At 70.2% G+C, this 13,070-nt stretch carries 17 protein-coding genes and 1 pseudogene; 6 read left to right on the forward strand and 12 right to left on the reverse strand.

The window, feature by feature from the left end; all coding sequences use genetic code 11:
* Window positions 1-8: 8 nt before the first annotated feature.
* From OMP43_RS18405 to OMP43_RS18425, 5 genes and pseudogenes are all read right to left on the reverse strand, one after another.
* Complete coding sequence (locus tag OMP43_RS18405; RefSeq protein ID WP_280280991.1) at window positions 9-1,043, reverse strand: nitronate monooxygenase; 1,035 nt, start codon at window positions 1,041-1,043, stop codon at window positions 9-11.
* Window positions 1,037-1,529: pseudogene (locus OMP43_RS18410) on the reverse strand (VOC family protein). Before OMP43_RS18410 ends, OMP43_RS18405 begins: the two are co-directional and overlap by 7 nt.
* A gap of 16 nt (window positions 1,530-1,545) precedes the next feature.
* Window positions 1,546-2,328 (reverse strand): tetratricopeptide repeat protein, encoded by a 783-nt coding sequence (locus OMP43_RS18415; protein WP_280280992.1) that lies wholly within the window; start codon window positions 2,326-2,328, stop codon window positions 1,546-1,548.
* Window positions 2,313-3,068 carry an alpha/beta hydrolase gene (locus OMP43_RS18420; RefSeq protein ID WP_280280993.1) on the reverse strand — a complete coding sequence of 252 codons (756 nt, stop codon included), beginning with the start codon at window positions 3,066-3,068 and terminating at the stop codon, window positions 2,313-2,315. The genes OMP43_RS18415 and OMP43_RS18420 overlap by 16 nt, the downstream gene beginning before the upstream one ends.
* Before the next feature lie 116 nt (window positions 3,069-3,184).
* On the reverse strand, window positions 3,185-4,087 hold the full coding sequence (locus OMP43_RS18425; protein WP_280280994.1) for a neutral zinc metallopeptidase: 903 nt from the start codon (window positions 4,085-4,087) through the stop codon (window positions 3,185-3,187).
* A 116-nt stretch (window positions 4,088-4,203) separates the two neighbouring features.
* Here OMP43_RS18425 and OMP43_RS18430 point away from each other — a divergent pair, with 116 nt between their 5' ends.
* The 3 genes from OMP43_RS18430 to OMP43_RS18440 are packed head-to-tail and all read left to right on the forward strand — an operon-like array spanning window position 4,204 to window position 6,779.
* Complete coding sequence (locus OMP43_RS18430; protein ID WP_280280995.1) at window positions 4,204-5,343, forward strand: patatin-like phospholipase family protein; 1,140 nt, start codon at window positions 4,204-4,206, stop codon at window positions 5,341-5,343.
* Window positions 5,344-5,352: 9 nt separating this feature from the next.
* On the forward strand, window positions 5,353-6,138 hold the full coding sequence (locus OMP43_RS18435) for a 3-hydroxybutyrate dehydrogenase (protein WP_280280996.1): 786 nt from the start codon (window positions 5,353-5,355) through the stop codon (window positions 6,136-6,138).
* A 17-nt stretch (window positions 6,139-6,155) separates the two neighbouring features.
* Window positions 6,156-6,779 carry a DUF4893 domain-containing protein gene (locus OMP43_RS18440; protein WP_280280997.1) on the forward strand — a complete coding sequence of 208 codons (624 nt, stop codon included), beginning with the start codon at window positions 6,156-6,158 and terminating at the stop codon, window positions 6,777-6,779.
* 30 nt (window positions 6,780-6,809) lie between these two features.
* Here the strand turns inward: OMP43_RS18440 and OMP43_RS18445 are convergent, their stop codons facing one another.
* Window positions 6,810-7,166, reverse strand: coding sequence for an endonuclease domain-containing protein (locus tag OMP43_RS18445; RefSeq protein WP_280280998.1), 357 nt, complete (start codon window positions 7,164-7,166; stop codon window positions 6,810-6,812).
* Between the two features lie 200 nt (window positions 7,167-7,366).
* A complete protein-coding gene (locus OMP43_RS18450) occupies window positions 7,367-7,963 on the reverse strand; it encodes a hypothetical protein (protein ID WP_280280999.1) in 597 nt (198 codons plus the stop codon).
* 57 nt (window positions 7,964-8,020) lie between these two features.
* Here OMP43_RS18450 and OMP43_RS18455 point away from each other — a divergent pair, with 57 nt between their 5' ends.
* From OMP43_RS18455 to arr, 3 genes are all read left to right on the forward strand, one after another.
* Window positions 8,021-9,298, forward strand: a complete 1,278-nt coding sequence (locus tag OMP43_RS18455) for an amidohydrolase (protein ID WP_280281000.1) — start codon at window positions 8,021-8,023, stop codon at window positions 9,296-9,298.
* A 14-nt stretch (window positions 9,299-9,312) separates the two neighbouring features.
* Complete coding sequence (locus tag OMP43_RS18460; RefSeq protein ID WP_280281001.1) at window positions 9,313-9,834, forward strand: hypothetical protein; 522 nt, start codon at window positions 9,313-9,315, stop codon at window positions 9,832-9,834.
* A gap of 80 nt (window positions 9,835-9,914) precedes the next feature.
* Window positions 9,915-10,301, forward strand: a complete 387-nt coding sequence (arr, locus tag OMP43_RS18465) for an NAD(+)--rifampin ADP-ribosyltransferase (RefSeq protein ID WP_280281002.1) — start codon at window positions 9,915-9,917, stop codon at window positions 10,299-10,301.
* A gap of 39 nt (window positions 10,302-10,340) precedes the next feature.
* On the opposite strand, the gene dmeF is transcribed toward arr, so the two are convergent.
* The 5 genes from dmeF to OMP43_RS18490 form a co-directional block, all read right to left on the reverse strand.
* Window positions 10,341-11,285 (reverse strand): CDF family Co(II)/Ni(II) efflux transporter DmeF, encoded by a 945-nt coding sequence (gene dmeF / locus OMP43_RS18470; RefSeq protein WP_280281003.1) that lies wholly within the window; start codon window positions 11,283-11,285, stop codon window positions 10,341-10,343.
* 8 nt (window positions 11,286-11,293) lie between these two features.
* Window positions 11,294-11,569: a metal/formaldehyde-sensitive transcriptional repressor gene (locus OMP43_RS18475; RefSeq protein ID WP_280281004.1), complete on the reverse strand. Its 276-nt coding sequence runs from the start codon at window positions 11,567-11,569 to the stop codon at window positions 11,294-11,296.
* A 168-nt stretch (window positions 11,570-11,737) separates the two neighbouring features.
* Window positions 11,738-12,157: a thioesterase family protein gene (locus OMP43_RS18480; RefSeq protein WP_280281005.1), complete on the reverse strand. Its 420-nt coding sequence runs from the start codon at window positions 12,155-12,157 to the stop codon at window positions 11,738-11,740.
* Complete coding sequence (locus OMP43_RS18485; protein ID WP_280281006.1) at window positions 12,154-12,723, reverse strand: hypothetical protein; 570 nt, start codon at window positions 12,721-12,723, stop codon at window positions 12,154-12,156. The genes OMP43_RS18480 and OMP43_RS18485 overlap by 4 nt, the downstream gene beginning before the upstream one ends.
* The gene (locus tag OMP43_RS18490; protein WP_280281007.1) at window positions 12,720-13,013 is read right to left on the reverse strand and encodes an antitoxin Xre/MbcA/ParS toxin-binding domain-containing protein; all 294 of its coding nucleotides are present in this window, start codon (window positions 13,011-13,013) and stop codon (window positions 12,720-12,722) included. Before OMP43_RS18490 ends, OMP43_RS18485 begins: the two co-directional genes overlap by 4 nt.
* Window positions 13,014-13,070: the final 57 nt, after the last annotated feature.

Here is a 13,070-nt window from a genome sequence, read left to right on the forward strand (position 1 = left end):
GCGGCAGACTAGGCGCCCGCGCGCGCCTGCGCCAGTTCCGCGATGAGCGTGCCGATCAGTTCCTCCGCTCCCATCGCCCGCACCCGCGCGACGCCGGTCCCGGCCCAGAGCGGCGAATAATCGCCCCGGCCATCCGCCTCGGCATGCGCGCGCAGCGGCGCGAGCGCGTTGGAGCCATAGGGGAAGGCGGGCACCTCCTCCCGGATCGGGCCCAGTTCGCGCATCAGCCGGTTGACGATGCCCTGCGCCTCGCGGCCCGAGAACAAATTGGTGAATTCGGTCGGCACCCGGGTGCCCAGCAGCGCGCGGAACGGCGCCGCGATGCTGCTCTCCCGCGCCGCGAGAAAGGCGGTACCCAGCTGCACCGCGCTCGCCCCCGCCGCCAGCGCCCGGGCGATGTCCGCGCCGTCGACGATGCCGCCCGCGGCGATCACCGGCACCGCGATCTTCTCGGCCAGCAGCTCGGCCAGCGGAGTCGGCCGGTGCCCGGAGCCGAGGAACCAGCCCGAATGCCCGCCGGCTTCCGCTCCCTGCGCGATCACCGCGTCGACGCCGCGCGCGGCCAGCCAGCGCATCTCCTCGGCAGTCGTCGCATTGCCGAATACCCGTGCGCCCGCACCGCGCACCCGCGCCAGCAACGCCACGTCGGGCAGCCCGAAATGGAAGCTGACGATCGCCGGCCGCGCCTGCTCCACCGCCGCGCACAGCGCTTCGTCAAAGGGCCGGCGCAGCGGCGGCGGCGGACCGGGCCGCACACCTTCCCCGGCATAATAGGGCGCGAGCAATGCCTGCCAGGCGCTGTCGTCGGGCGCCGGCTCGGGCAGCCGGTGGCAGAAGAAATTGAGGTTGAGCGGCCCCTTCGCGGCGGCCCGCACTTCGGCGACCTGCGCGGCCAGCTGCGCGGGCGTCAGCATCGCGCAGGGCAGCGATCCCACCGCGCCGCCCCGCAGCGCCGCGATCGCCAGCGCCGCGCCGCCGGCGCCCGCCATGGGCGCCTGCACGATCGGGGCCCGCGCCCCGAGCGCCTCGAGAAAACCTACCACTGCCCCATATTGGGCATCGAGGCCCAGGGTTCGGCCGGGGCCAGCCGGTCGCCCGCCTGGAGCAGCTCGATCGAGATGTTGTCGGGCGTGCGGACGAACGCCATGTGACCGTCGCGCGGCGGGCGATTGATCGTCACGCCGCCGTCCATCAGCCGCTGGCAGGTCTCGTAGATATTGTCGACGCGATAGGCGAGATGCCCGAAATTGCGCCCGCCGGTATAGACTTCGGCCGGGCTGCCGTCCTCGGCCGGCCAGTTCCAGGTGAGCTCCACCTCGGCATCGGCGCGCTGGCCCTCGCCCTTCGAATCCTCGTCGGCGGCGAGGAAGATCAGCGAGAAGCGCCCCTGCTCGCTGTCCATCCGCCGCACCTGCCTGAGGCCCAGCAGCTCGAAAAAGGCGATCGTGGCGTCGGGATCCGTCACGCGGATCATGGTGTGGAGGTAGCGCATGCGGCGGGAGATAGGCGCTCCACTCCCCTCCCTGCAAGGGAGGGGAAGCGATGTCATTTCTCCGTCGCCGAGAACTGCTCCAGCGCCTTGCGGGCCGCGCTGGCGATGCCGGTGCCCGGCGCCAGCTCGATCGCCCGGTTCCAGGCGGTCCGCGCATCGGCTTCGTTGCCGCTCGCCGCGGCGACATTGCCCGCCTCGAGCTGGACCGAGGGATCGTCGGGCGCGCGCCGCAGCGCCTCGGTGATATCGCGGGCGGCCCGGCCCAGGTCGCCCGCGCGCCGGGCCAGCGTCGCGGAGAGCAGCCAGGCGAGCGGATCCTTGTCGGCATAGGTGAGCGCCTTGTCGATGTCGCTGCGCGCCGCCTCCATGTCGCCGGCCGCGACCATCGCCCGCGCCCGGTCGAGATGCGCCTCGCCCAGCTCGAGCCCGGCCAGCGTGCCGGTCGCCAGCGCCGCGTCGATCGCCGCGCGTGCCTTGGTCGGATCGCCCGCCGCGATCCAGGCATTGCCCGCCGACGCCCAGTAATTGGGCGCGCGCGGATCCTTGCCGGTCTCCGCCTCGCGCGCCGCATCCTCGAACGCGCCGGCCGCCGCCGCCCATTTCCCCTGGTTCGCATAGGCGACGCCCAGGCACTGGCGCGCGAGCACGCCGCCGCCGGTGGTGCGCCACTGGATCGCGTCCGCCTGGCCCTTCACCGGATCGCCGGTCGCCAGGTCCATGCACTGGGTGAAGCGCGGCGGCTCCTTCTCCGGCGCGGTGGGCGCGGGCGCGGAGGCAGCCTGTGCCGGCGCAGTGGCGGGCACGGCCTGGAGGGCGAGGATCAGGAAAGGGAGCATAGGGCGAGCACTTCCTCGAGCGCGCGCACGATCAGGGCCAGGTCCTGCTCGCGCGAGAATCGATGTTCCGCGTCCTTGACCAGCAGAGTCTGCACCATGTCTGAACGGATAGCCGCCGCCAGCCGCGGCGCATGCTCCCAGGGCACTTCCTTGTCCTTCTGCCCGTGCAGCAGCCGCACCGGGCCGCCCCAGGCGATCGGCTGGACGAGCACGCGGTTCGCCTCGCCCGATGCCCAGAAGGCGCGGGTGGTGACGGTCGGCCGGTCGCCATAGTCGTTGGGCGTCTCGATCCGTCCGGTCTGGAGCAGCGCCAGCTTCTGCTCCATGGTGAAGCCCCAGTCGGTGAAGTCCGGCGCCGCCGCGATGCCGACCATGCCGGCGACCATTTCCGGCCGCGCCTTGGCGATCATCGCCATGATCCAGCCGCCCATCGACGAGCCGACCAGCACCACCGGCCCGCGCGCCACTTCGTCGATCATCCGGATCGCGTCGTCGCGCCAGCTGGCGAGCGTCTCGGCCTCGAAATCGCCTTCGCTCGCGCCGCAGCCGGCATAGTCGAAGCGCAGATAGGCCCGGCCGCTCGCCCGGGCCCATTGCTCGAGATGGAGCGCCTTGGTGCCCTGCATGTCCGAGGCATAGCCGCACAGGAACAGCACCATGGGCCCGGTGCCGGGCGTGTGGTGATAGGCGAGCGCCGGGCGGGGCGGCGCTTCCGGAGCGGCTTGAATCTCTTCGGTCATGGCGGTGGCTTAGCGCGTCACCCCCCAACCGTCATCCCCGCGAAGGCGGGGATCCAGAGTCGCGAAGGGCATCGCTCCGTTGCCCTGGATCCCCGCCTTCGCGGGGATGACAAAGATTAGATATTCCCCGAAAACGTGTCGCACTTCGCCGGATCGCCCGTTTCCAGCCCCTTGCGCAGCCAGGCCACGCGCTGGGCCGAGGTGCCATGGGTGAAGCTCTCGGGCACCACGGTGCCCTGGGCCTGGCGCTGGAGCGTGTCGTCGCCGATCGCGTTGGCGGCGGTCATGCCTTCCTCGACGTCGCCCGGCTCGATCCGGTCCTTGTTGCGCGCCGCCCAGACGCCGGCATAGCAGTCCGCCTGCAGCTCGAGCCGCACCGACAGCGCATTGCCCTCGGCCCGGCTCGCCCGCGCCTGGCGCCGCGAGACTTCGCCCGAGACGCCCAGCAGGTCCTGGACATGGTGCCCCATCTCGTGCGCGATCACATAGTCGCGGGCGAAATCGCCCTTCGCGCCGAAGCGCTGCTCCAGCTCCTGGAAGAAGCTGGTGTCGAGATACACGCCCTGATCCGCCGGGCAGTAGAAGGGCCCGACCGCCGAGCTCGCCGCGCCGCAGCCCGACTGGACGCTGCCCCGGTAGAATTTGATCGTCGCCGGCCGGTATTGCTTGCCTTCCTCGCGGAAGATCGCCGCCCAGGTATCGTCGGCGAGCCGCATCACCCGGCACGATTCGAGGCGGAGCTCGCCCTGGCAGACCTGCCGCCCGCTCTGCCCGGCGGTCGGCGACTGGCCGGCGGTGCCATCGCCGCCCGACGTGCCGAGCAATCCGCCGCCTCCGCCGCCGCCCATCGCGAACCAGGCGATCGCGATCAGGCCGATGATCGCGATGCTGCCGCAGCCCATGCCGCGGCCGAGCAGCAGCGGCAGCAGTCCCAGCAGCCCGAAGCCGCCGCCACCCCCGCCGCCGCCGCTTCCCAGGTCCTGGGCATTGTCGGTGGGGTCGATATCGTCGAGCCGCATGGCATCCCTCTTCGTTGGCGCGCCGCGACAATGCCCCAAGCGGCGTTGCGTTGCACGCACCAACCAACGCGAAACAGGCACTTCCCTCGGCGCATGGTTTCGGCCAAGGCAGGCGCATGGCAGACGCCGAGTCACGTCCCCGCCGCCAGGCTCCCGGCCTCCCGTTGCCGGACACGGTAGCGCTGGTGCTGCAGGGCGGCGGCGCGCTCGGCGCCTATCAGGCGGGCGTGATCGACGAGCTGCAGGGCGCCGGCATCGAGATCGACTGGGTCGCCGGCATCTCGATCGGCGCGGTCAATGCGGCATTGTTCGCCGGCAATCCGCCCGAGAAGCGCATCGCCGCGATCCGCACCTTCTGGGAGGACGCCACCGCCGCCCTTCCCGATTTCTCGCTGCCGATGAACGATGCCGCGCGCGAGCTGAGCCACGAATGGGCGGCCGGCATGGTCATGCTGGGCGGCGTGCCCGGCTTCTTCCGCCCGCGCCTGCTGCCGCCCGGCTTCGCCGTCCCCGGCACGCCCGAGGCGCTGAGCTTCTACGACACCGCCCCCCTGCGCGAGACGCTCGACCGGCTGGTCGACTGGGAACTGCTCAACAAGGGGCCGGTGCGCCTCTCGGTCGGCGCGGTCGACATCAAGAGCGGCAATTTCCGCTATTTCGACACGCGCGACGAGCGGCTCGACGCGCGCCACATCATGGCGTCGGGGGCGCTGCCGCCCGGCCTGCCGCCGGTGGAGATCGACGGCTGCTGGTATTGGGACGGCGGCCTCGTCTCGAACACGCCGCTCACCCATGTCCTCGACCGGCAGGATGCCGAGACGCTGATCTTCCAGGTCGACCTGTTCCCCGCCGCCGACGAGCTGCCCCGCACCATCACCGACGTGCTGGCGCGCGAGAAGGAGATTCGCTTCTCCAGCCGCACCCGCGCCGTCTCGGACGAGCGGATGCGGCTGCGCCAGGAGCGCCAGATGGTCTGCCGCCTGCTGAACAAGCTGCCGCCCGAGCTGCTGGACGATCCCGAGGTGCAGGCGGTCCGCGCCCGGGTCTCCGAATATCCGGTCAGCCTCGTCCACCTGATCTATCGCGCCAATGCCTGGGAGGGCGGCGCGCGCGACTTCGAATTCTCGGCGCGCTCGATGCACGAGCATTGGCAGGCCGGCCGCATGGCGGTGGCGGAGACCATGGCCAATGCCCGGCTCGTCGCCGAGAACATCCTCGACGGCAACACCGCCGCCTTCGATCTGACGCAGCGTTAGGAGTATTCCATGTTCCTCAAGGGCAAGTCCGCGATCATCACCGGCTCCACCTCGGGCATCGGCCTCGCCTATGCCAAGGCGCTGGCGGCCGAGGGCGCGAGCGTGATGATCAACGGTTTCGGCGACGCCGCGGCGATCGAGAAGGAGCGCGCCGCGCTCGAGGCGACGAGCGGCGCCAAGGCGCTCTACGACGCCGCCGACATGACCAAGCCCGATCAGATCGCGGCGATGGTCCAGCGCTGCCATGACGAGCTGGGCGGGCCGCACATCGTCATCAACAATGCCGGCATCCAGCACGTCTCGCCGATCGAGGATTTCCCGATCGACAAATATGACGCGATCATCGCGATCAACATGTCGTCGGCCTGGCACATGACGCGCGCCGCGGTGCCGTTCATGAAGGCGCAGAAATGGGGCCGGATCATCTCCACCGCCTCGGCCCACAGCCTGGTCGCCAGCCCCAACAAGAGCGCGTATGTGATGGCCAAGCACGCCATCGCCGGCCTCACCAAGACGATCGCCCTCGAAGTGGCGACCAGCGGCGTCACGGTGAACTGCGTCTCGCCGGGCTATGTCTGGACCCCGCTGGTCGAGAACCAGATCCCCGACACCATGAAGACTCGCGGCATGACGCGCGAGCAGGTGATCAACGACGTGCTGCTCGATGCGCAGCCGACCAAGGAGTTCGTCCAGCCGGAACAGGTGGCTGCGCTGGTGCTTTTCCTGTGCCGGGACGAGGCGGCGCAGATCACCGGCGCCAATTATTCGATCGACGGCGGCTGGACCGCGGCCTGAGGAAGGGGCTTGGAAGAATGAAGGGGATCGCCGCCGCCGCGCTGCTCGCGCTCGGGCTCACCGGCTGCAATGTCTATCGCGACGCCACCGCCACGCGCCCGCCCGCCGGCTGGAGCTGGCGCAAGGTGATGACCGAGGACGATGCCGATCGCATCCGCAACTGGCGCCGCGCCTGGGACGACGCGCTCGCGCCGGCCAAGGCGGCGGCGCCGGCGGCGATCGCGGCGGAGCCGGACCTGTTCGATCCCGATCGCGCGCTGGGCGCCGCGATGCCGCCCGCGGGCGAATATCGCTGCCGCACCTTCAAGCTCGGCTCGCAGCAGCCGCTCACGCCCTATTTCGCGGCCTATCCTGCCGGCCGGTGCCAGATCACCGTGCAGGGCCGGGAGACGCATTTCGCCCGCCTCGACGGCACGCAGCGCCCCGACGGGCTGATCTACACCAACACCGATGCGCGCCCGATGTTCATCGGCGTGATGGTCCTGGGCGACGAGACCGCGCCCTTGCGCTACGGCGTCGACCAGACGCGCGACATGATCGGCTATATCGAGCGCATCGGCGAGCGGCGCTGGCGGCTGGTCCTGCCCTATCCGGGGTTCGAATCGAAGCTGGATGTGATCGAGCTGACGCCGGCGGGGTGAAAGGTCTTCCCTTGCGAAACGGGGGAGGAGCTATGTCCCGGCAATCACGTCGAGAATATGCCGCAACACGGCATCGAGATCGCACAGCACTTCTGCCGCGGGGACCCGCAGCACCCTGACCCCGTGCCCGGCCAGCCAAGCATCTCGCCGGGCATCCCGCTCCGGTCGATCGCCCCGGGCATGGGCTTCGCCGTCCACCTCGACGCACAGTTTCGCCTTGGCGCAGTAGAAATCGAGGAAATACGGCCCCGCAGGGTGCTCCCGGCGAAAATACCAGCCGCCGGGCTCCTTGCGCAGTTCCTGCCAGAGCAGGACCTCCGGAAAGCTCATCTCGCGGCGCCGCTTGCGCGCACCGCGCTTGCCGCCAGGGCCTCCCTTCAGCTCCATCGGTGCTTCCCCCTCCACCACCGGCTACGCCGGCGGTCCCCCTCCCCCGCTCTGCGAGCGAGGGAGGAATTTGGATACAACTCGATACCGCCCCCCTTCAATTCCTCCCTCGCGAAGCGGGGGAGGGGGACCGCGCGCGCAGCGCGTGGTGGAGGGGGCCTGGCCGCAAGCGACTATCCAAAGATTCGCCCCCGCTTCCCCTAAACCGCCAGCCCGAACTCCTTCACGATGAACGCGTAGGGTTCCGGCGCTTTCGCCTTCACATTCTCGCGCCGGAAGGGCGGGCGCGCGGCGGTGCCGTGGAGGACCACGCTCGCCATCATTGCGAAGAATTCGAACGGGTTGGTCAGCATATAGGCCTGGGCCTGCCAGCGCCCGCTCGCCTGGGCCTCGCGATAGAAGCGCAGCACATCCGGATTCTGCTGCCCGCCCGGCATCCGGAGCAGCTGCCAGCGATGGATCAGCTCATGGAGCAGCACCGGATTCTCCGCCGGCTGCGTCTCGCGCGCGAAGAACACGCCGCGCGGCCCCGCCCGCGTCCTAGTGCCCGGCTGGAGGTCCACCGTGATCACCTGCGCCGCAAAGAAATCCCGCGCCGCGTCCGACACCCGCAGCGCCTTCACCAGCGCGATCTGCGCGGCGAGCGATGCGGCGATCGCCGGCGTTTGCTCGCCGCCCTGCCAGTCGATCGCGAAATCCTCGGCCGCCCGGGCCCGGGCCGGCAGCGCCAGCAGCGCGGCGCCGGCGAGCAGCGCCCGGCGCGAGAGGTTTGACAGCCCGGCATCCCCACGCAACATTCGCGCCTCCATGCAGCGGGGAACTTTATGCTTCGATACCTCCTTCTCGCAACAGCGATGAGCTTTTCCACGCCCTCCGCCGCCGATCCGGTGCACGACGCGACCAGGGCCGCGCTGCCCCAGCTCATGGAATTCTATCGCGACTTCCACGCCAACCCCGAACTCAGCCTCCACGAAGTGAAGACCGCCGCCAAGCTCGCCGAGGAAGCGCGCAAGGCCGGCTTCAAGGTCACCGAGAAAGTGGGCGGCACCGGGGTGGTCGCGGTGCTCGAGAACGGCCCCGGCCCGGTCGTGCTGATCCGCGCCGACATGGACGGCCTGCCGGTCACCGAGGCCACCGGCCTGCCCTTCGCCTCCACGGTGCGCGCCACCAATGACGAGGGGATCGAGACCGGCGTGATGCACGCCTGCGGCCATGACACGCATATGGCGAGCTGGATCGGCACGCTGCGCAACCTGGCCGCGATGAAGGCGAAATGGCACGGCACCGTCGTCATGATCGCCCAGCCCGCCGAGGAGCGCGGCATGGGCGCCCGGGCGATGATCGAGGACGGACTGTTCACCCGCTTCCCCAAGCCGCAGGTCGCGCTCGCCTTCCACGACAGCGCCAGCCAGCCCGCCGGCCAGATCGGGGTGACGCCGGGCTATGCCCTGGCGAATGTGGATTCGGTCGACGTGCTGGTAAAGGGCGTCGGCGGCCATGGCGCCTATCCGCAGACCACCCGCGATCCGATCGTGCTCGCCGCGCGCATCGTCACGTCGCTCCAGACGCTGGTCAGCCGCGAAGTCGATCCGCAGGAGGCCGCCGTCGTCACCGTCGGGATGATCAAGGGCGGCTCCACGCACAACATCATCGGCAGCGACGTCACGATGCTGCTCACTGTGCGCAGCTTCAAGCCGGAGGTCCGCAAGCTGCTGCTCGACGGCATCGCCCGGATCGCGAAGGGCGAGGCAATTGCCGCGGGGGTCCCCGAGGACCGCATGCCCGAGGTCAAGGTCCGCGACAATTTCACACCCGCCACCTTCAACACCCAGCCGCTGTCGGACCAGATGAAGGCGCTGTGGACGGCGCGCTTCGGCAAGGACCGGGTGGTGGAAACCAAGGCCGTGATGGGCGGCGAGGATTTCAGCCGCTACTGGCTGGCCGACCAGTCGATCCAGAGCCTGATCTTCTGGGTGGGCGGCGTCCCGGCGGACAAATGGGCGGCGTCCGACAATGGCAGGAAGCCCCTCCCCTCGCTCCACAGCCCCTATTGGGCGCCCGACGCCGAAGCCGTGATCGGCACCGCCACCGAGGCGATGACCGCGGCGGCACTGGATGTCCTCAAGAAATAGGCCTCCGCGCCGGCATGACCGATCCGAACGCACACAGCCCGGCGCACCCGCGCCGCCTGCCCGCATTCCTGAGCGCCGTGCTGGCCGGCGCCTATGGTGGCATCACGCTGCAGGGCGGGCTCGCCTGGTCGCTGGAACCGGACCGCTTCGGCTGGCCGGATGCCGGGGCGATAGCCCTGCTCCTCGCGGTCTATGGGCTGATCGCGCTCCCCTTCGTCGCGCTCGGCCTGGCGGTCTTCGGCATTCCCGCCGCGCGCCTGCTCCACCGCTGGCGCGACCGCCCCTGGATGGGGCTGGTCGCGGCGGTATGCGGCGGCCTGGCCGGCAAGCTCGCCTATCATGCGATCGATCGCCTGCTGTTCTTCGGCACCTATCGGCCCTGGGCGATCGAGCGCGCCGATCCCGGCCTCTGCTACGGCGTGCCGGCGGGCATCGCCTGGTGGTGGTTCAACCGCCGTGATCGATCGCCTGCGCGATGGAGGGAGCTGGGGGATGCCAGCGATTCGCCACGGCCTCTTCCCACTATCATTGTCTAACCCGGAACCGGACTTGCGGCAAGCCGGGGTCCCTGCGCCATGAGGCTGCCCTCGATTCGCAGACGAGGGAGCAGCACCACATGACCTATTATCACGGCACCCGCGCGGACCTGCGCCCCGGCGACCTGATCGCCGCCGGCCATGCCTCCAACTATGGCGCGCGGAAGAATGCGTCCTGGGTCTATCTGACCGGCACGCTCGAGGCGGCGACCTGGGGCGCCGAGCTGGCCCGGGGCCCGGGGCGCGAACGGATCTACATCGTCGAGCCGACCGGCGGGATCGTCGACGATCCCAACCTCACCGACCAGAAATTCCCCGGCAACCCCACCCTGTCCTACCGCTCGCGCGCGCCGCTCCGCGTGGTCGGTGAAGTCGCCGAGTGGCAGGGCCATTCGCCCGAGCAGTTGAAGCACATGAAAGCGGCGATCGAGCGCCTCCAGGCCCAGGGCATCGAGGCCATCGACTGAACGCCACGCGCCGCGCCCGGCCTTGCGCCGGGCGCGGCGTCAGCGGCATTCCACGGTGAGGTGCGCCAGTTCGTGCACCGGCGCCAGCCAGGCGCGGACCGTTTCCGCATCGGCGCCCACCACGCTCACGATCGCCGCGCGCGCCTCGGGCCCCACGCGCCACACGTGCAGGTCGGTGATCCGGGCATCGCCCCCGGCCTCCACCAGCGCGCGCACCTCCGCGGCGACGGGATCGTCGGTCCGGTCGAGCAGCACCGCGGCGGTATCGCGCATCAGCGTCCATGACCAGCGCGCGATCACCACCGCGCCGACGATCCCCATCGCCGGGTCCATCCAGGCCCAGCCGAGATAGCGACCGGCCAGCAGCGCCGCGATCGCCAGCACCGAAGTCAGCGCATCGGCCAGGACGTGCATATAGGCCGAGCGCAGATTGTTATCGTGGCCGCGGTGATGGTGATGGCCATGGTCGTGGTGATGGCCATGATCGTGGTGATGGTCATGATGATGCGCATGGCCGTGATGGTGCCCGCCGGAGAGCAGCGCCGCGCTGGCCAGGTTCACCGCCAGCCCCAGCACCGCGACGATCGTCGCCTCACCGAACGCCACCTTGATCGGCTCGAACAGCCGCAGCACCGATTCCACGCCGATCCCCAGCGCGATCAGCCCGAGCACCATCGCCGAGGCAAAGCCGGCCAGGTCGCCCACCTTGCCCGTCCCGAAGCTGTAGGCGGCGCTGTGCGCGTGCCGCCGCGCATAGGCATAGGCAGCCGCCGCGACGGCCAGCGCGCCGGCATGCGTCGCCATGTGGAAACCATCGGCGAGCAGCGCCATCGATCCGGTCCAATAGCCGGCGGCGATCTCGCCCACCATCATCACCGCGGTGAGCCAGACCACCCACAGGGTCCGCCGCGCATTCGCGTCGTGCGCGGCGCCGAGGAAGACGTGATCGTGCGCCAGCGCATCGATTTCGGGCAGGGTCGCCATGGGGAATCCTATTTGGAGTAACGGCGGATCACCGCCAGCAGGTCCTCGGCGCCCCGCGCGCGCTCGGCGTCGCTGAGATCGGGATGCGCGACATGCGCCTGGAGATGGTCGGCGATGATCTCGTCGAGCAGTCCGTTGACTGCCCCGCGCACCGCCGCGACGAGCTGCAGGATCTCGGCACAGTCCGCGCCGCCCTGCATCGCCCGCTCGACTGCGCCAACCTGCCCGCCGATCCGGCGAACCCGCGCCAGCAGCGCGTCGTTACCATGAGAGAGGTGAGCCATACCTATACCCCCTATAGGTATAACAACCTGAAGTCAAAACACCCGGCGCGGGGGAGGCAAAGGCGGGCCACCAAACCGGGGCTGGGGCCTCATATTCCCTCCACCGTTATCCCCACCTGCCATCCCCGCCTGCGCGAGGATGACGGGTTTGCCGGCCAAGGCCTGGCCCTAGGGAGCGATGGCCATCTCGGCCGGCGGCAGGAAACAGGCCACCGTGCTCGCCGCCAGCCGCGCGGGCTGAAGCGTGGCGGCGTCGAGGCAGCACCAGCGCGACTTCACTTCGGCCAGCGTCTCGGTGCCGCGACGGATCACCGTGCCGTAGAAGGCGCTCTCACGCCGCACGCACTCCAGCACCACCGTGGCGATCAGCGCGTCGGCGAGGAAGGCGGGCTTGCGATAGGTGATGTCGTGCCGCACGGCGACCCAGCGATGCGCCGCCACCGCCTCGGGCGGGGCCAGCCGCTCCCAATGGTCGACCACCGCAGCCTGCACCCAGCGCAGGTAGATCGCGTTGTTCACATGCCCCAGCGCGTCGATGTCGGCCGCTTCGATGCGGATGGCATAATGATGCGGGTTGCTCGGGTTCATGGAGTTCCATTCGTTGGGCCGCGCGCCTCGGCGAGCAGGCGATCGGCGATGTCGCGATAGAAAAGGCAGATTTCGGAAAGCTCGGCGGGGGACAGGACAAGCTCCGCGCCGACGGGGACGCGCCGCAGCCCCCCGCCCTCGCCGTGCCAGCCCGTGGTCATCACCGCTTCGCCGTCGCCGTCGCCGCGCCGTACCGTGCCCGCGCAGTGGAACAGGCAGTTGCGCGAACGCCCCAGCGCCACGAGCCGGGCATGGTCCGGATCGGGCACGCGAAGCGCATGGCGCAGCCGGGCGAGCTTGTTCGCGGTATTGCGCTCGCCTCCGGGCAGGGTGATGCCGCGGCAGCGCGCCGTTTCGCCCACCAGCAGATTGAGGAAGCGATCGAGCTCACGCAGTCCATTGCCGATCACTTTCGCCCGATAGCGCCCCTCGATCGCGCGCGGCGCCGCGCCGGGCCCGCCCAGGCCGAGCCCCAGAAAATGCGAGCCCCGTTGCAGCGTCGCATGCGCACGGATCAGTTCGGGGCTGACGACGGTGACGGCACCGCGCGCCGCGCCGCGCCTCACCGCGTCTCGCGGCGGGCGGCGATCGCCTGCTCGACGGCCGCCAATCCGTCGGCGCTTGCTATGGCAAGGTCGAGGGGGCGGCCGCCCAACGCATCGTCTGGTCCATTGAGAAAGGCAGTGGCGCCCTCGCGCCCCAGTGCCTCGAACGCGATCCGGACGACGCGGCCCTGCCGCTCCATCCCATCGGGCGAGAGCCGCGCTTCGGTGAACTTGCGCCGGAAGCCGGTGGTGCGCACCGGCTTGGCGGCATCTTCTCCGGCCGGATCCTTCGGCGGCGTGTCGAGGCCCAATGCGCTGCTCCCCCTTGCGTAAGCGGGAGCACGGAGGTCTCTCAGCCGCTGGCGCCT

Origin of the sequence: Sphingomonas sp. CBMAI 2297 (assembly GCF_029870595.1) — a bacterium.
Lineage (GTDB): Bacteria > Pseudomonadota > Alphaproteobacteria > Sphingomonadales > Sphingomonadaceae > Sphingomonas.